This is a genomic window from Paenibacillus polymyxa (assembly GCF_015710975.1).
GTDB lineage: Bacteria > Bacillota > Bacilli > Paenibacillales > Paenibacillaceae > Paenibacillus > Paenibacillus polymyxa.
In genome coordinates, this window is the sequence record NZ_CP049783.1 from 5,124,424 (window position 1) to 5,141,308 (window position 16,885).

A 16,885-nucleotide genomic window follows, 5' to 3' on the forward strand; every position below is an offset into this window, starting at 1 on the left:
TACATAAAAAAAGGAACCATCCTTTAAGAAATGTTCCTTTCAGCTCAAACCCAAATCATACTTTATTCGTTATTCACCTATGTATCCGTTCTTTTGAAACCGTAGGGCCTACGCTCCAATATACCTTCCCTAACATATCTGTCCAATAGTTCACACATTGTAGCATATCCATTTTTGCTAAATGAAGGTGTGTAGGCTTTGGCTTTAGGAGAGGTGTTCAGATATTGAAGGAAGAATCCCTCATCTATCACCTGCGTATCGTAAATATAAGCTTCAATCGATGTATGCCGTTCTGGGTGATGCTCCCCAATATTCACAAACAGACAATGATCACCATGTAAATCAGCTGACCATATTCCATCTATAATCAAGTCTGTTTCTCCTTGTTCCAGCCATTCAAACTGAGTTGGGAACGGAACGTACTCAGAAGGTCTCATTTGATGGGTTTCGGTAGCCATTCGTTCACATAAACGCTGCGCAGATAGCGTGTACTCGTCCCAAAAGCCCAAAATAGCCATATCTCTTGCGCGCGAGTATCCCCATTCTTGATTTTCTTCTGTCGAAGTTTTGAACTGTGCTAACGATTGGTCTATCCTCTTATGCCTCATTGCTGTTCTCCTTCCTCCGATCTATCACAAGATGTACTCCCATTTAGAAACCAAAAATCCCCCGCTCGAAAAGCCGTGTGAGTTCAAAAAAGAAACATCACGGCTTAACGGCAAGGGAAATGTATCTATCTGTATACAGATTATACTTTTAGATCACCATCATAGGTGGCAATCATTTTGTAGAGTTCGGGACGACGGTCACGGAAAATGCCCCATTCGATCCGTCCTACTTCCAGCTCGTCCAGATCAAATTCGGCGGTAAGCACTTCCTCATCGGTACGACCAGCCTCTGCTATCTTATTCCCTTGAGGGCCAGCGATAAAGGATGAGCCGTAGAAATTGATGCTGGATTCTTCATCGGTTTCCTTTCCGATACGGTTGGAAGCAATGACTGGAATCAGATTGGAAGCTGCATGACCTAGCATGCAAGTCTGCCAGTGATCCTTAGAGTCAATGGAGGAATCTTGTGGTTCTGAACCAATCGCTGTCGGGTAAAATAAAATTTCTGCGCCCATAAGCGCCATACAGCGGGCCGCCTCAGGATACCATTGATCCCAGCACACGCCTACTCCGATTTTGGCATAACGTGTATTCCACACTTTAAAACCGGTGTCGCCCGGATTAAAATAAAACTTTTCCTCATACCCAGGGCCGTCCGGGATGTGGCTTTTGCGGTATTTACCTAACATTTCACCATCTGCATCAATAACAGCAAGACTGTTGTAACGAGCATAGTTCTTCTTCTCGTAGAAGCTGATTGGCAGCACAACCTGCAATTCCTTGGCAATCTTCTTGAAATGGTTAACCGCTTTGTTGTGCTCCAGCTCAGTTGCATATACATAATAATCAGACTTTTCCTTCTGGCAGAAGTATGGAGTTTCGAACAATTCCTGCAGCAAAATAATTTGCGCACCTTGGGCTGCCGCTTCACGTACCAACTTCTCTGCTTTGCTGATATTTTCTTCGATATTGGTAGAACAGCTCATTTGAGTTGCTGCCACTTTTACTTTTCTCACCTTAGTCCTCCTTATAAATGTTGTATCGTTCAACGCTTTACAGCAGGCATCTGCTGGGTTGTACAGTGTACGTTACCGCCTTCACGGATAACTGCCATACCATCTACAGTGCGGATCTTGCGATTCGGGAATACTTTTGACAGCACTTGCTGGGCTGCAAGATCACTCTCAGCAGCAGTTCCGCCAAACACAGGCAAAATAATGCCGCCATTCACAAAGTAGAAGTTAATATAGCTCAGTGTCAGTCGGCTGTCTTCATAATCCACACGCGGCGGTTGGCCGATTTGAATCACTTCCAGCTTACGACCTTTGGCATCCGTTGCTTGCTCTAGAATACGCAGATTTTCCTGCGTGATTTCATAATTTTCATCCTCAGGATCATCACATACTTGCATAATGACCTTGCCAGGAGCAGCAAAGCAAACAATATTGTCCACATGACCATCCGTTTCGTCACCACTGAGTCCACGTTTTAGCCAGATAATTTTCTCGGCACCTGTATATTCGCATACGTACCGTTCTATTTCTTCTCGGCTTAATTCCGGATTGCGGTTGGGATTGAGCAAGCACTCTTCGGTTGTAATTAGAGTACCTTCGCCATCTACATGCAGTGAGCCGCCTTCCATTACTAGCGGTGCATCTAACCGCGGAACTCCAAGTTTGTCCAGTATTTGCGGCGCAACCTGGTCATCCAGATCCCATGGAGCATATTTGCCGCCCCAAGCATTAAACTTCCAGTTAATACCTGCCAACTGACCCTGCTCATCCGTCAGAAAAGTTGGACCGTTATCACGTAGCCACGCATCGCTGTGCTCTATTGGTAACAGTTCTACCCGTTCCCCGAGCTCAAGCGCTTTAACGCTCTCCAGATCATCTGGATTTACGACTACGGTAACTGGTTCAAATTCCGCCATAGCACTTACGATTTCGGCATAACCCTTACATACCTCGGCATGCATATCGGGGTAAACCATTGAAGATTGTACAGGCCAGGAAATATACGTACGTTCATGTGGCGCCCATTCAGGCGGCATCTTATAATGTGAATCCTTAATTTGCATGTATTGAAACTCTCTTTCTTTTCAGAATGTAGACTCCGCTCCTATCATACAATAATATGATCTTTGTCTCAATCGAAGCGGAAAAGTTTTAATAATTTACATTGAAATTTGAGAAATTACTTTGAAAAGGTGATTGCTTTCACCGTGCTGCCATCAAAATCCTTCACGGTAAATTGTGCTCCCTCCAGCACACCGTAAGAGGATGGATAGTTTTCTTTTGGCAATGCGATTGAACCAGGATTCAGTACAAAGACCCCTTTTTCCACATCTGCTACCGGAATATGAGTGTGTCCTTGAATGAACACATCACCCGCTTCAAGTGGCGGTAAATTTCCGATACTAAAACCATGTCCATGCGTGATATAGATTCGCCGTCCTTCATGGTACAGTAAAGCATAATCACCCATCATCGGAAAATCCAGCAACATCTGATCCACTTCTGCATCGCAATTCCCACGTACCGACACCGCAATGTGGGGTTTGTACTTGTTCAGCATAGCAGCCACTTCTGCTGGGTTATATCCTTCCGGTAACGGATTTCGCGGTCCATGATACATGTAATCTCCAAGCAAGACAAGACGGTCAGCTTTCTCCTCCTTGAATTTTACCAGTGCCAATTGCAACCAGTACAGCGAGCCATGAATATCTGATATAAACATTAATTTCATAGTTTTTCCTTCCTTTCTGAATAGGCCATAGTAATTTGGAAATATTCCTCTTACGTTCATTATTACATTATTCCCTGAACAAATCTGTGCAAAAATGTTTCTTTACGTTTGGTAGTTCTCTGTAAAGACGCAAAACTACAATTCCAAATGAACTGTAGTTTTATGGTTAATTTCTTTTATACTTGTGCTTGTCATCTTCGGTAATTTTACGGATGACTTTGCAAGGGTTTCCTGCGGCAATCACACCAGAAGGAATATCTTTGGTAACAACGCTTCCTGCACCAATAATTGAATCATCCCCTATCGTGACGCCCGCCAGAACGCAAACATTACCACCGATCCAAACATTATTGCCCACAGTAATTGGAAATACAATTTCCAACCCTTCATTACGTTGTTCCACATCAAGAGGATGACCCGCAGTATAAAATCCGCAGTTAGGAGCAACAAATACATTATCACCGAACACTATTTTTGCCCCATCAAGCATAATCGTATTGTGGTTACTATAAAAGTTTTCACCGATTTCGATATTATACCCATAGTCACACACAAAAGGCTGCTCAATCAAGAATCTATCCGTTGTCTTTCCTAATAAAGTTTTGATGAGTGTTTCTCGTTCTTCCATATTTCTAGGATGGAGCTGATTATATTCGTAGCAGAGACCTTTGGCGTATAGACGTTCCTCAATCAATTCTTCATCATAATTAGCATTGTATAGGAGTCCTAATTGTGATTTTTCTTTTTCTGTCATCGCTTGTCCACACTCCGTTTATGTAGTTAGATTCTCGTGGTAAATGACGCTCATAAAAAAATTGGCGACCGCTTCCCCCATAATAAAGCAGAGGCGGTCGCCACGTAAAAAACATCATTATGTTTTTTATAATTTAGTTACTGGTTTATTTATAAATTAGCGTTTCAAGCTTCCACCGTTTGTGGAAATAACCTCTTTATACCAGTGGAAAGATTTTTTCCGGTATCTTTCAAGTGTACCGCTGCCATCATCATGACGGTCAACATAAATGTAACCATAACGTTTTTTAAGCTGAGCAGTCGACGCGCTGACAAGGTCGATACAGCCCCAAGATGTATAGCCCAGAACCTCTACTCCATCTTCAATCGCTTCCCCAACTTGAACCAAATGATCATTCAGATAGTTGATCCGGTAGTCATCTTCAACCGTTTTTTCACCTTTTTCATTGGTGATAAGCTCGTCCACAGCGCCCAGACCATTTTCAACGATGAACAGTGGTTTTTGGAAGCGATCATAGAATGTATTCAGCACATAGCGCAGACCTTGAGGATCAATTTGCCAGCCCCACTCACTTGCCTCGAGATGCGGATTGCTCACCCCACCGAGGATGTTACCTTCACCTTTGACTTTTTTAGCTTCGTCTGCAGTCTCACAAGTACTCATGTAATAGCTGAACGAGATAAAATCAACCGTATGCTTCAGATCTTCAGCATCACCTGGCTCAAAATGAATAGAGATTCCGTTTTCTTTGAAGAAACGTTTCATGTAACCTGGATATTGACCTCTTGCATGAATATCGGCAAATGCCATGTTCCTGTGATCAAATTCCATTGCTGCAATCACATCGTCTGGATTAGGTGTCAGCGGATAAGTAGGCATACTCAGTACCATACAACCAATTTTGAAATCAGGGTTAATCTGATGACCGATTTTTACTGCTCTTGCACTCGCTACCAGCTCATGGTGAATAGCTTGATAAAGGTCTTGTTCACTAAGTTGATCCTTTGGTGTGCTAATCCCGCCACTCATGAATGGTGCTTCAAGAATGGAGTTGATTTCATTGAACGTCAACCAGTATTTAACTTTATCTTTGTAGCGATTAAATACAGTTGTTGCATAGCGCTCATAGAAATCAACAAGCTTACGGTTCACCCAACCATCGTATTCTCTGGACAAATGTAAAGGTGTTTCATAGTGAGATAATGTAACGAGTGGCTCAATACCATATTTATGAAGTTCATCAAACAAATCATCATAAAATTGCAGTCCTTTTTCATTAGGCTCCAGCTCATCACCTTTAGGGAAAATACGTGACCAAGCAATGGAAGTACGGAACACTTTAAAGCCCATTTCCGCAAAAAGTTTGATATCTTCTTTATAATGATGGTAAAAATCAATACCGATCAACTTCATATTATCTTCTGTTGGTACATCCGTCACCGGTCCCCAACCACCACGAGGAGTTACATCCTGAATGGACCAGCCTTTTCCGTCTTCTTGATAAGCACCTTCGAGCTGATTAGCAGCAACTGCTCCACCCCACAGGAAATCTTTTGGAAACTGTGTACTCATATTTTCTCCGCCTTTGCTGATGTTTTTTCATTAACTAGGACATAAACACGTTACCTCTACGCTAATGTTTATAAAGTACTTCTAATTGAATCTTAAGGTTTGTAACGCGTTTCATGTCAAGTATTATTTTAAAAACTTGCAGAGTCTATAATCGTATTATCTCCAATACATACTTCCCTATTTATAACAACGTCCCCACCCATCCATACGTTAATTACCAATTGTAACTTGGGTGAGCCCTTCTTCTATAAAATGGTCTCTATTTTCTTTTTTCCACCAATTGCAAATTGTAGGTCAGGCTTTCAAGGGTAACTGAAATCAACCCATACATGTATTCATCGTGCGTATCGTTTTTTACAAAAATCTCAGGCATATGTTCTTTGGGTACATCTTTAAGACAGCCGTTATAAATATCATCCAACAGTGCTGGCTTAGATAACTCTCCTGTCAAAGCGATCGATACAGGGTCTATAATCGCAATAATGGATGTTATCGTTTTGATCGCCAAAAAAACAAATTCCTGTGTGCTATTTAACTGTTTAAGCTGTTCCTCTCTCGTTATGCCAAAGGGTAAAAAGGAAACTTCCCCGGCAAATTTGGTATTTCCTTTTAACAAATGTCCATCGACAATAAAACCCGCTCCCGGAAAATTATCCTTGGGAAACGTAACAATAGCGAAGGTTTTGTCCTCATCATAATTTTGCATGTTATAAAATCCATAGACGGTCAGATGCATATCATTTTCAATGGTGACTTCTACCCCGTATTTATCTTGAAGGCGTGGTCCTACAGGGACTCCTATCAGCAGATCAAGATCGCAGACATCAATAACCCCTTGATGAACAACCCCCGGGATGCCAATACCAATCGCTTTAACGTTTTCGTAGTTGTTAATCAGCTCTTCAATTTGCTGATCTATTACTTCATAATCAATATGAGGCACAACGGATGTGTTCTCTGCAATAATATCGCCAAGCATATTGGCAACAGCATAAGTAAGAGAATCTACTCCGCCTTCCGTTTTCACAGTTAAACAAATAATATAGGAATAATCAGCGTTATATTTGTAACGTCTAGCCGGACGCCCACCGTTCGACTCTTCCAATTCCATCTCTAATACTTCTCCGGTTTGAAGAAGCTCATTTAGAATATTTCCGCAGGTTGCCACACTAAGTCCTGTAATACTGGCTATAGACGACTTGGTTGCATATTCCTTGGATTTCAGTGTGTTTTTAACTAGCTCTACATTAATGTGTTTGACCCGAATGGTATTATTGGAAACTGGTTGTATTTGAATACACTCCTTTTGAAGTGATTATAAAAAGCTTAATAATAAGCTGTAATATAACGCTCGGTCTGCAATAAGTCAATTTGCACTCCCCGTACGCAAAGAATATGATTCTCAATTCGATTAGTCAATCATCATGATATACTATGTTTAAGAGACAAAAATTTAGTGATAAAACTAACAAGAAAAGGGAGATTCTATTGGCAACTAGCGAATATGTAGCAATCATTGCATTGATCCTCTCCGTCATACTTTTGTTCAAGGTCTATCGCCTTCAATCTCGGCTTAATGACTTGAAATCCGATGTGGAGCGTCTTGAGAATCGTTCAGGACTAACGGGAACCTCGATGTCAAATACAATCGCTCCTCCTGCTCCACATATCCAACACGCAGAAGCTTCCGAAGAAATCAATGAAAGGCTGCTTCTACTGATCAGGGAAGGAAATAAGATTAAAGCCATAAAAGAGTTAAGAACCGCTAGAAATATTTCTCTTAAGGATGCAAAAGATTATGTAGATCACTTGGAAAAATGCTAAGAAAGGAAGAATTAAAATGAGTATCAGTAAAACAAACGCTATGCGTATATTGGACGGGCAACACATCCACTACAATATTTTGAGTTATGACCATCAAGATGGAAAAATAGACGGTATGAACGTAGCCGAAAAGATCCAAAGAGCACCGGAATCCGTTTTCAAAACCTTGGTTGCACATAGCAAACAAAATCTGTTTGTTTTTGTGATTCCTGTACATAAAGAGCTTGATCTCAAAAAGGCTGCCAAATCTGCGGGAGAGAAAAAAATTGAAATGCTTCCTGTTAAGGAGTTGCAAAAGCATACAGGATATATTCGCGGTGGCTGCTCTCCCATAGGAATGAAAAAGCTCTACCCCACTTATATCGATCAGCCCGCAGTTGAACTGGAAACGATCGTTGTAAGCGGCGGGAAAATTGGAACTCAGCTGGAACTGAGCCCGCACGATTTGGCTCAAATCATTCAAGCACAGTTTACAGATCTATCGCACACGGTATAAAACTCATCACGTCATCATAACATCTTTATGCGTATTTTCTCTTAATCCGATGCTTCAACATGCTTTAATCTGGAGAGGAAGATCAAATGATGCATAATGATTGTTCAAAAAAAGTCGGAATCCCCCAGCCTATTAGAAGTGATGGTGCAGGGGGGATCGACAAGGGGCCACGTGATGTGATGAGGGATTTACAAAATCCAGATATGCTGGTTCCTCCCGTAACGGACAATGGTCTCATACCGAATATGCGGTTTTCTTTTTCAGATGCTCATATGCAGCTTAATCATGGTGGGTGGTCAAGAGAAGTTACAGTAAGGGAATTACCCATTGCCACAACTCTTTCCGGAGTGAACATGAGTTTGACACCGGGCGGTGTCCGTGAGCTGCACTGGCATCAGCAGGCAGAATGGTCTTATATGCTGTTAGGAAGTGCACGTATTACGGCAGTTGACCAAGATGGACGTAATTTTATTGCTGATGTCGGCCCGGGCGATCTCTGGTACTTTCCACCAGGCATTCCGCATTCTATACAGGGCCTTGAAGAAGGCTGTGAGTTTTTGCTGGTTTTCGATGATGGCAGTTTTTCCGATCTGAACACCTTATCCATCTCAGATTGGTTCGCCCATACTCCCAAAGAGGTGATTTCTGCAAATTTCGGGATTCCAGAAACCGATTTTGCAGCCATTCCTCAAGACCAAGTCTACATCTATCAGGATTCCGTTCCCGGTTCAATCCAAAGTCAAGCGGTTCCCTCTCCCTATGGGACGTTGCCCCTATCCTTTAAGCATGAATTACTAGCTCAGCCCCCGATCAAAACACCGGGCGGAAGCGTACGGATCGTCGACTCTTCCAATTTTCCGATTTCCAAAACTATCGCAGCTGCCCTGGTTGAGATTGAACCCGGAGCCATGCGAGAAATGCATTGGCACCCTAATAATGACGAATGGCAATACTACCTTGCAGGGCAAGGACGGATGACTGTCTTTGGTGGTAATGGTGCAGCCCGTACATTTGATTTTAGAGCCGGGGATGTTGGATATGTGCCTTTTGCTTATGGTCATTACATTCAAAATACTGGCTCCAGCACACTATGGTTTCTTGAAATGTTTAAAAGTGACCGTTTTGCGGATGTGTCCTTAAATCAATGGATGGCTCTTACGCCTACAGAACTGATTCAAAGTAATTTACACGTTGGTTCTGATGTAATCTCTAATTTACGAAAGGTCAAATGGCCCGTCGTCAAGTATCCTGGTTACTCTTATGACCCTAAAAATAAATAAAGGAATCACTTCGTCATGATGTCTTCCAGCTGTTTCCTTGGCTCAGGACAAACTGCTCAAATGAGACCGGACAGCGCCCAGTGACAAGCTTAACGGTATCGGTCACTTGGTCTTCACTTCCGTTTGCACGTATCCTTCTATCCAATCCTGCCAGCATATCTGCATATTCTTCAGGCATTCCAGCGCGAACCATGCCCGCTTTCAACTCTTCATCAGACAAAGAGATATGCTGGATCGGTTGGACTGTTGATTTCCCAATAATTTCAGCCACTTCGTTATATGTTAGTGTTTGAGGTCCAGTGATGACATGAGCTGTGTTGTGTGGTTTATCGTCAATAAGAGCCCTCACTCCCACTTCTGCAATGTCATCTGCACTTACGAAGCCTATTCTCCCGTTTTGGGTTGCACTATAAATGGCCTTGTTGTTTTTGATCGTTTCCACATGCTGGCCTTCTGTGAAATTCTCCATAAAGTAGGATGGCTGTAATACAGCCCACTCTGGAGCTAATCTACGAAGTGCTTGATGCACAGGTCCAAATACTGGCCCGTCCTCAGGCACAGATGCGCTGCCTAAAAGCACGAATCTTTGCACTCCTTCTCTCAAGGCCCTCTCAATAAAAGGAATCATCACTTTGGCGGGATTGACGTCCAACACAGGTACTACCAAATAAACTTTATCTACATTCATCAGCGCCTGTGTATGTGTTGATTCATCATACCAATCAAAATATACATAATCTGTCCCTTCCCAATTGCCGGACTTAGTACGCCCTGCCAAACGTACCGGATACTGAAGTTGCGTAAGTTTGGCAGCTACACGGCTGCCTGTTTTGCCGTTTGCCCCTGTAATCAACGCTATATTTCTGTCTTTCATAAAATTCAACTCCTATTTAAATTTTTTATTTTCGCCTAGATTTTCATATCCCCATGAGGCTCGAACTTTTTCATTCATGATTCCAAGGCTTCAAGAGCGACCAAAGGGTTCCAGTAATCTTTGTAGTGAGTAATACTCCATATTTTCTTCTAACATGTTGCTCATAAATTTATGCATGACTGCTTGCGCTTGCTGTTTTGCTTTGTCGGTATTCGGATTGATTGTCATGGTAGACACCTCGCATAATTATTTTTAGTTCCTGCTTAAAACAAATTCAAGACAGAAATTAAACATAAGAATTCTAGATTGATCAGTCTATAATACTCAAAAAAATTTGACTAATCGGTCTGGAATGTTCAAAAAATAAACGCTATTAAGCGTTCATAAAGATCAATCCAAAACAGACAGTGTTGTACGTACAATATCTCTAAGCACCTCAGTGCTTGCGCCTGTCTTGGCGGTAAATGTCAACGATAGTCGGGCATGATTTAGAAATCTGGCGATTGACAATAGCTCAGATTCTGTAACATGAATCTCCCCCTCTTTTTGGGCGCGGACTAGGGCGTTGTAAAAAGCAAGTTCAAGCTTTTCAGTATTTTCAGAAATAAAAGCTTTGATCTCATGATGATGCGGAGCCTGTTCAATAGCACTGTTCATAATAAAGCATTCCTTCGACAGCCTCTTATCCATCAAGACTCTAACAGATTCATTAAAAATCATCGCTATTGCATCCTTAATGCTCCCAGGTTGACTGAGCAGATGTACTACAGCTTCGGTTTTGTCACGTATGTAAAGCTGAATAGCCGAAAAAAACAAATCATATTTCGTGCCGTAGGTATCATAAAGACTCTGCCGCGCTATACCCAGCTGATCCAGTAAAATGGTCAAAGAAGTTCCCTCATACCCATGCTCTCCAAATACAGCCATAGCTTTTCGCAGAACACTTTCAGTATCAAATTCTTTAGCTCTTCCCAAACCTCATGTTCACCTCCTTGCTTATGATTATAATTTTTACAGACTGATCAGTCAAGAAAATAAAATTGATTTTATATAATTTTATTCACAAAAAACCATCGTACCGAAATACGATGGTTTAGGAATGTTTATTTTATCCAAACGCTCAGGTGTAAATGATGCAATCCGACTATTCCTCAGAGTCTACGTTATGGTAAACCTGCTGAACATCCTCCAAATCTTCTAATGCATCAATCAATTTATCAAATTGAGCCTGTGCATCTTCTGGAAGAGTAATATCATTTTGGGCAAGCATGGTGAGCTCGGCAACGGTAAACTCCGTTACTCCTGCCTGCTTGAAAGCTTCCTGAACAGCATGGAATTGGTCAGGTTCTGCATATACGATGACAGCTTCATCTTCTTCGATGATGTCACGAACCTCGACATCTGCCTCCATCAACAGCTCCAGCACTTCATCTGGAGTTTTACCCACCAGACCAATAACTGCTGTTGAATCAAACATATAGGCTACAGATCCGCTCACGCCCAGGCTACCGCCATTTTTAGTAAAAGCAGAACGCACATCTGATGCTGTACGGTTTACGTTATTGGTCAGTGCATCTACAATGACCATGGAACCGTTCGGTCCGAAACCTTCATAACGAAGCTCTACGTAGTTTTCATCGCCAGCACCTTTTGCTTTTTCAATAGCACGGTCAATGATCGCTTTCGGTACATTGTACGTTTTTGCACGTTCTAACACGACTCTTAGGACCCGATTGGATTCAGGATCAGGCTCGCCCTGTTTGGCTGCCACATAAATTTCCACGCCAAATTTAGCATATATACGACTCGTATTAGCATCCTTGGATGCCTTCTTTTCTTTAATGTTATTCCACTTACGTCCCATAATATCCCGCTCTCTTCCTGTATGAATATACACAACGAACTTCATTATATCCTTGTATATTATATCTCCTAAAGGACATACGAACAAGTTCAAACAACTCCGTTATGGAAAAATAAACAATTCTACCTACAATCCTCCTCATCTATGGACAATAATCCTATGAATGCCTAAGATGAGGAGGAAGTCTGAATTGAAGGAGATTATTCACTTGGATGTCTTACATAAAAAGTTGAGCAATAACCATGAAATCACGGTATATGAAACCACGGAGTTGTATGGTGAAAAGGGATTATTTCGCGTGATGCAATTCTCCAATGCAGCCATCCAAGGTGCGCTAGATTTGAATCATCCGCAACGCATTCTGTTCGAATATCCCAGAGCAATCATCCATCTTATGGAGTTGAACGATCCGTCATTTGAAGACGTGTTTGTTATCGGGCATGGTATAGGCACGATTGCGGGTCACTTTACAGATAAACGCTTTAAGATTGCCGAGCTGGATTCGCAAGTGGTAGAATTCAGCCGAACATTCTTTGGGTACGACCAGAACAATGTGACTATTGGTGATGGACGTCGCATCCTGGAGAAGGAGACCCCGGATGCTTATGACTATATTATATTGGACGCCTTTACGGAGCAGGGTACACCCTTGCATTTAGTATCCTGGGAATTTTTCAAGATGGCTAAAGAAAAGCTGGATTCCGAAGGATCGCTAATTATGAATGTAATGGGCAAAAGTGAACACGATCATCTAGTCCATGCCATTCATACAACGTTGCGTGAAGAATTCGCCTATGTCACAACATTCTCTCTACCATCGGAAGGCGTTGCCGACATTCAAAATATCATTATGATAGGTCGAGACAAGCCCATTCGTTTTCAGGCACGTCAGATGGCGGACTTTCATGAGATTACACTTGGAGAAGGTCATATTCTGCGGGATACAGATGCTTAGTGTTGTATGAGACTCAATATTCTTCTCTCTACATCATGGATATGAATCGACTCTTTGTTGCTGTTTCTTCGCTCTACGAATTCTACTTTTCCGTGTTCAGCATCTTTACCAACGACGATGCGCACGGGAATACCTACTAAATCTGAATCTTTAAATTTAACTCCTGGACGTTCGTCACGATCATCTAGCAGAACCTCTATACCGCGATCCTGTAGTTGGCTGTATAGCTCCTCGGCTATTTGCATCTGAAGCCTGTCTTTCACTGAAATCGGAATGATATGAACCTGAAACGGAGCCAGTGCGTGGGGCCATATCATTCCGTTCTGGTCATGATTCTGCTCTACAATGGCGGACAGAATTCGGGAAATGCCAATACCATAGCAGCCCATAATCATCGCTTGATCGGTTCCGGACGCATCTAGAAAGGTCGCCCCTAGCTTCTCACTGTACTTGGTGCCCAGTTTGAATACGTGTCCAATCTCAATTCCACGGTGGAGTTCCAATTTCCCTTCGTCACATCGAGGACATCTATCCCCTTCTATAACATTGCGCAAGTCTGCCACATGCCGAAGATCCATATCACGCCTTGGATTCACATGCCGATAATGATAGTCCTGCTCGTTCGCGCCTGCAAGACCGCTGGACATTTGAACAACGGCGTAATCCACCCACACAGGGATTGTCAAGCCGCATGGGCCTATGGACCCGGGTGGGGTTCCAGTCACCTTTGTGACGGTGTCTGCATTTGCTATTTCGAATTTTTCACTACCTAAAATTTGTTTGAATTTTACTTCGTTGACCTCATGATCTCCCCTGACAACTACAGCAATAGGTTGATCGTTAGCCATATAAATCAATGTTTTGATGATTTCTTGGGGCTCTATGTGAAGGGTATCAACCAGTTGTTCTATGGTCCGCAGACCTGGAGTATACAGTTTTTCCATTTCATCTGTATCGATAGAAGGATGGCTGTCATGTTCATTTTCATCGGAGACAGAAGATATTCCTATGCTCCCCGTAGAACGTGGCTCTGCCTTTTCAAGATTGGCAGCATAATCACAGCAGGTACACGCCACTATGGTATCCTCTCCTATATCAGCCAGCGCCATAAATTCGTGGGTTTCACCTTCACCACCAATAGCACCAGCATCTGCTTCGACGGCGCGAAAATTCAGACTGCAGCGGGTGAAAATACGTTGATATGCCTGGAACATGGCCCAATAAGTGTGATCTAGTCCCTCCCAATTGGCATCAAACGAATAGGCATCCTTCATCAAAAATTCTCTGCTGCGAAGCAACCCAAACCGAGGACGTCGTTCATCCCGAAACTTGGTTTGAATTTGATACAGTGTTACAGGCAATTTCCGATAGGAATTCACTTCATTTCGTATTAAAGACGTAATGACCTCTTCATGTGTAGGCCCTAATGCAAACTCCCGATCATGTCGATCTTGCAGACGCATCAGCTCTGAACCGTACAAATCGTATCTCCCCGATTCTTGCCACAGTTCCGTTGGCTGTAATACAGGCATCAGCAATTCTCCAGCTCCTGCACGATCCATCTCATCTCGTACAATTTGTTCCACTTTTCTGAGTACCCGTCTGCCCAGTGGCATATAGGTATACATTCCAGCCGCCAATTGGCGGATAAATCCTGCCCGCAGCATAAGCTGATGACTAATCACTTCGGCCTCTGCAGGTGCTTCACGCAAGGTTGTCAGTAATAATTGGCTTTGGCGCATGTGTGGCTTCCTCCTTGTAAGAACGATAAAATGTACGCAAAAAAGACACATCCGTCAGGGACGAATGTGTCGTGGTACCACCCTTCATTTGACCGTAACCATATTCGGGACGGTCCTTCTTCAGATAACGGCATCTGGCCGGTAACGGTTTATCTTACGCACCGCTACAGCTCGCAAGGCAGGAAAACGTTCATTCGCGGCGAGAAACCTTTCAGCCCATGGGTTTCTTCTCTGTACAGCGGGTAATTGAACCTTTGATCCTTGGTCTACACTATTCCTATATATTACAATTTTCACCACTTTACACGAAACGCAGATTCAAGTCAAGGAGATAATTGTCTATCTGGGCTCAGCCAAGGACATGAACGATATTTAGATTTTAAGATAATCAAATTCCTTTCATTACCATATTGCAAAATGAGCGGCCAGATTTTAGGACGGATACGCCTGCGAAAACCCAGAACAAATCGGACAAACCGAGGTGAAATATCCCAAATACGAACGGCTTCTTGCTCTACTCCTTTGGGTAGCTCCTTGGAAAATAAAAAACGGTTAAGCGAACGCGTGATAACACCTGATATCGCCTCAATCGTGCTGACATCCATTACGATGATTGTGTCGGAACGCTGGAGTCGCTCGGTAAAATAACGTTCATGATAATTCCCTTCGATAATCCACTCTTCCCCTTGCAGGACTTCACCCAGCTGTTTATGAAATTGTTTGTCTGTGCTCCGCTTCCACTCCGGTCCCCAATACAAATCATCCAACGAAATATACGGCAAATGAGTCCACATCGACAGTCGTTTGGCCAAAAAAGTCTTGCCGCTCCCCGGTGAGCCGATTACGATAATACGTTTAGCATGCTGCACAGCTAGAAGCTCGTCACTCACTTCCCCACGTAAGGTTAGCGTTGAATAGATCAGTCGATATAGAAATCCTACTGCCAAAGCCCCTCCCTTTAAAAGCAAATAAAGAAGAAACAGCGGCAGAAAAACAATAGCGTATTTCACACTGTCCATCAGACAACCTGCCCCTTTTATACATTCAATATTTGAGATCATTACATCTGTGAAGCTCTAAATACACGCTGTTGTAGGTTAAGTGTTCTCTTCTTTACTTATGTATTTTTCTTTTTAAAATACACACCCTTAAAAAATACAAAATTTTGCGAATGTGTGCCATACAGCTCCTGGAACCTAGAATGGAGTTTATTCACAGAAATGGTGTCTGAGACTGTCCGATCCGTTTGTATGGTTAAGTCGACACAACTGATTCCAAACTGGCACACTTGCTCCATAGGATAACCTTGGGTAATTCCATAAATCATCCCGGCAATAAAAGCGTCATCTGCGCCTGTGACATCAATGACCTGTTGAACTGGAGGGATAGGGATTTGTCCATGAGTTCCATCCTGAGAAGCAAACAACACATGCTCAGCACTGCAGATAATAATGACATTTTGAACCCCTAGTTTGTGAAAAACTCGAGTTGCGTCCAATATCTGCTGGTCATCTTTAAGTTCCAGTCCCAAATAAGCTTCAGCCTCTTCCGGTTGGCATACTAGCCATTCCACCCCATGCAAATTTCGGGGAAGCTTTCTCATCTTGGAAGCTGACACCGATGAAACGACAAGGGGAACCTGATGTTCCTGACAGACATGTATGGTGGCCGCTATTACGTTCATAGAGAAATTAGTGTCCAGCAGAACAAGTCGGGACGAGGCGATTAAAGGAATATTTTCAAAAATTACTGAAGGACGAATCTGATCATAAATCTCCATTTCTGCTGTCGCTACAATCATTTCACCATGCTCGTTTAGCAGGGCAGTATAAACGCCAGTTGACGACTCACCTTTGACTTGAAGAGGAATCAAATGCATGTAACGGCTAGACTGTTCGATGATAAATTCGCCTTCCGCATCATCTCCAACTGCGGTTAGCAGGCTGACCCGTCGGCTCAACCTCCCTAAATTTTCAGCTACATTCCGTGCTACTCCACCGCAAGATTGCAGCCTAGTGCTGCTCGGATTGGAGGTATGAAGCTGAAATGTACCCTTAACCATGATTTTACGATCCAGATTTGCCCCTCCTATACATAGTATTTGTTCACTAGAGGGCCAGGGCTCGTCCTGTTCATTTTTGTGAATTTTTTTTAATTTCATCATTTGACTC

Annotated in this window: 19 protein-coding genes; 5 read left to right on the forward strand and 14 right to left on the reverse strand. The window is 42.7% G+C overall.

Features of this window, described 5'->3' with window-relative positions:
- Positions 1-77: 77 nt before the first annotated feature.
- The 7 genes from G7035_RS23450 to G7035_RS23480 all read right to left on the reverse strand — a co-directional run bounded on the left by G7035_RS23450 (position 78) and on the right by G7035_RS23480 (position 6,847).
- Positions 78-608, reverse strand: a complete 531-nt coding sequence (locus tag G7035_RS23450; RefSeq protein WP_019687171.1) for a hypothetical protein — start codon at positions 606-608, stop codon at positions 78-80.
- 140 nt (positions 609-748) lie between these two features.
- The gene (gene aguB / locus G7035_RS23455) at positions 749-1,624 is read right to left on the reverse strand and encodes an N-carbamoylputrescine amidase (RefSeq protein WP_019687170.1); all 876 of its coding nucleotides are present in this window, start codon (positions 1,622-1,624) and stop codon (positions 749-751) included.
- A 29-nt stretch (positions 1,625-1,653) separates the two neighbouring features.
- Positions 1,654-2,685, reverse strand: a complete 1,032-nt coding sequence (locus tag G7035_RS23460) for an agmatine deiminase family protein (RefSeq protein ID WP_019687169.1) — start codon at positions 2,683-2,685, stop codon at positions 1,654-1,656.
- Positions 2,686-2,801: 116 nt separating this feature from the next.
- Positions 2,802-3,353, reverse strand: a complete 552-nt coding sequence (gene yfcE / locus G7035_RS23465; RefSeq protein WP_019687168.1) for a phosphodiesterase — start codon at positions 3,351-3,353, stop codon at positions 2,802-2,804.
- A gap of 166 nt (positions 3,354-3,519) precedes the next feature.
- A complete protein-coding gene (locus G7035_RS23470) occupies positions 3,520-4,107 on the reverse strand; it encodes a sugar O-acetyltransferase (RefSeq protein ID WP_019687167.1) in 588 nt (195 codons plus the stop codon).
- A 156-nt stretch (positions 4,108-4,263) separates the two neighbouring features.
- Positions 4,264-5,679: a glycoside hydrolase family 1 protein gene (locus G7035_RS23475; RefSeq protein ID WP_019687166.1), complete on the reverse strand. Its 1,416-nt coding sequence runs from the start codon at positions 5,677-5,679 to the stop codon at positions 4,264-4,266.
- A gap of 259 nt (positions 5,680-5,938) precedes the next feature.
- Entirely contained in the window at positions 5,939-6,847 is a 909-nt protein-coding gene (locus G7035_RS23480) for an ROK family protein (protein WP_019687165.1), read from the reverse strand.
- 266 nt (positions 6,848-7,113) lie between these two features.
- On the opposite strand from G7035_RS23480, the gene G7035_RS23485 reads away from it, so the two are divergent.
- The 3 genes from G7035_RS23485 to G7035_RS23495 all read left to right on the forward strand — a co-directional run bounded on the left by G7035_RS23485 (position 7,114) and on the right by G7035_RS23495 (position 9,279).
- A complete protein-coding gene (locus G7035_RS23485) occupies positions 7,114-7,503 on the forward strand; it encodes a ribosomal L7/L12 family protein (RefSeq protein WP_115293064.1) in 390 nt (129 codons plus the stop codon).
- Positions 7,504-7,519: 16 nt separating this feature from the next.
- Complete coding sequence (gene ybaK / locus G7035_RS23490) at positions 7,520-7,999, forward strand: Cys-tRNA(Pro) deacylase (RefSeq protein ID WP_019687163.1); 480 nt, start codon at positions 7,520-7,522, stop codon at positions 7,997-7,999.
- 89 nt (positions 8,000-8,088) lie between these two features.
- Positions 8,089-9,279 (forward strand): oxalate decarboxylase family bicupin, encoded by a 1,191-nt coding sequence (locus tag G7035_RS23495; protein WP_029515019.1) that lies wholly within the window; start codon positions 8,089-8,091, stop codon positions 9,277-9,279.
- Between the two features lie 13 nt (positions 9,280-9,292).
- Here the strand turns inward: G7035_RS23495 and G7035_RS23500 are convergent, their stop codons facing one another.
- From G7035_RS23500 to G7035_RS23515, 4 genes are all read right to left on the reverse strand, one after another.
- Positions 9,293-10,153 carry an NmrA family NAD(P)-binding protein gene (locus G7035_RS23500; RefSeq protein WP_019687161.1) on the reverse strand — a complete coding sequence of 287 codons (861 nt, stop codon included), beginning with the start codon at positions 10,151-10,153 and terminating at the stop codon, positions 9,293-9,295.
- A gap of 90 nt (positions 10,154-10,243) precedes the next feature.
- Entirely contained in the window at positions 10,244-10,381 is a 138-nt protein-coding gene (locus tag G7035_RS23505) for a hypothetical protein (RefSeq protein WP_017428513.1), read from the reverse strand.
- Positions 10,382-10,543: 162 nt separating this feature from the next.
- On the reverse strand, positions 10,544-11,128 hold the full coding sequence (locus G7035_RS23510; RefSeq protein ID WP_019687160.1) for a TetR/AcrR family transcriptional regulator: 585 nt from the start codon (positions 11,126-11,128) through the stop codon (positions 10,544-10,546).
- Positions 11,129-11,297: 169 nt separating this feature from the next.
- Positions 11,298-12,017: a YebC/PmpR family DNA-binding transcriptional regulator gene (locus G7035_RS23515; protein ID WP_025364795.1), complete on the reverse strand. Its 720-nt coding sequence runs from the start codon at positions 12,015-12,017 to the stop codon at positions 11,298-11,300.
- Between the two features lie 190 nt (positions 12,018-12,207).
- Here G7035_RS23515 and G7035_RS23520 point away from each other — a divergent pair, with 190 nt between their 5' ends.
- Positions 12,208-12,972 carry a spermidine synthase gene (locus tag G7035_RS23520; RefSeq protein ID WP_016818968.1) on the forward strand — a complete coding sequence of 255 codons (765 nt, stop codon included), beginning with the start codon at positions 12,208-12,210 and terminating at the stop codon, positions 12,970-12,972.
- On the opposite strand, the gene G7035_RS23525 is transcribed toward G7035_RS23520, so the two are convergent.
- Entirely contained in the window at positions 12,969-14,714 is a 1,746-nt protein-coding gene (locus G7035_RS23525) for a proline--tRNA ligase (RefSeq protein ID WP_019687159.1), read from the reverse strand. The genes G7035_RS23520 and G7035_RS23525 overlap by 4 nt on opposite strands.
- 30 nt (positions 14,715-14,744) lie before the next feature.
- Here G7035_RS23525 and G7035_RS23530 point away from each other — a divergent pair, with 30 nt between their 5' ends.
- On the forward strand, positions 14,745-14,960 hold the full coding sequence (locus tag G7035_RS23530) for a hypothetical protein (RefSeq protein ID WP_128574161.1): 216 nt from the start codon (positions 14,745-14,747) through the stop codon (positions 14,958-14,960).
- A 77-nt stretch (positions 14,961-15,037) separates the two neighbouring features.
- On the opposite strand, the gene G7035_RS23535 is transcribed toward G7035_RS23530, so the two are convergent.
- Positions 15,038-15,733: a P-loop NTPase family protein gene (locus tag G7035_RS23535; protein ID WP_017428508.1), complete on the reverse strand. Its 696-nt coding sequence runs from the start codon at positions 15,731-15,733 to the stop codon at positions 15,038-15,040.
- 98 nt (positions 15,734-15,831) lie between these two features.
- A complete protein-coding gene (locus G7035_RS23540) occupies positions 15,832-16,875 on the reverse strand; it encodes a carbohydrate kinase family protein (protein ID WP_019687158.1) in 1,044 nt (347 codons plus the stop codon).
- Between the last annotated feature and the right edge of the window lie 10 nt (positions 16,876-16,885).

What these genes read in the sequence shown, in the direction of transcription:
- G7035_RS23450 (WP_019687171.1), bottom strand. Translation starts at nt 608, where the DNA reads ATGAGGCATAAGAGGATAGACCAATCGTTAGCACAGTTCAAAACTTCG.
- G7035_RS23460 (WP_019687169.1), bottom strand. Translation starts at nt 2,685, where the DNA reads ATGCAAATTAAGGATTCACATTATAAGATGCCGCCTGAATGGGCGCCA.
- yfcE (WP_019687168.1), bottom strand. Translation starts at nt 3,353, where the DNA reads ATGAAATTAATGTTTATATCAGATATTCATGGCTCGCTGTACTGGTTG.
- G7035_RS23470 (WP_019687167.1), bottom strand. Translation starts at nt 4,107, where the DNA reads ATGACAGAAAAAGAAAAATCACAATTAGGACTCCTATACAATGCTAAT.
- G7035_RS23475 (WP_019687166.1), bottom strand. Translation starts at nt 5,679, where the DNA reads ATGAGTACACAGTTTCCAAAAGATTTCCTGTGGGGTGGAGCAGTTGCT.
- G7035_RS23485 (WP_115293064.1), top strand. Translation starts at nt 7,114, where the DNA reads ATGTTTAAGAGACAAAAATTTAGTGATAAAACTAACAAGAAAAGGGAG.
- ybaK (WP_019687163.1), top strand. Translation starts at nt 7,520, where the DNA reads ATGAGTATCAGTAAAACAAACGCTATGCGTATATTGGACGGGCAACAC.
- G7035_RS23495 (WP_029515019.1), top strand. Translation starts at nt 8,089, where the DNA reads ATGCATAATGATTGTTCAAAAAAAGTCGGAATCCCCCAGCCTATTAGA.
- G7035_RS23500 (WP_019687161.1), bottom strand. Translation starts at nt 10,153, where the DNA reads ATGAAAGACAGAAATATAGCGTTGATTACAGGGGCAAACGGCAAAACA.
- G7035_RS23505 (WP_017428513.1), bottom strand. Translation starts at nt 10,381, where the DNA reads ATGACAATCAATCCGAATACCGACAAAGCAAAACAGCAAGCGCAAGCA.
- G7035_RS23515 (WP_025364795.1), bottom strand. Translation starts at nt 12,017, where the DNA reads ATGGGACGTAAGTGGAATAACATTAAAGAAAAGAAGGCATCCAAGGAT.
- G7035_RS23525 (WP_019687159.1), bottom strand. Translation starts at nt 14,714, where the DNA reads ATGCGCCAAAGCCAATTATTACTGACAACCTTGCGTGAAGCACCTGCA.
- G7035_RS23530 (WP_128574161.1), top strand. Translation starts at nt 14,745, where the DNA reads ATGTACGCAAAAAAGACACATCCGTCAGGGACGAATGTGTCGTGGTAC.
- G7035_RS23535 (WP_017428508.1), bottom strand. Translation starts at nt 15,733, where the DNA reads ATGGACAGTGTGAAATACGCTATTGTTTTTCTGCCGCTGTTTCTTCTT.
- G7035_RS23540 (WP_019687158.1), bottom strand. Translation starts at nt 16,875, where the DNA reads ATGAAATTAAAAAAAATTCACAAAAATGAACAGGACGAGCCCTGGCCC.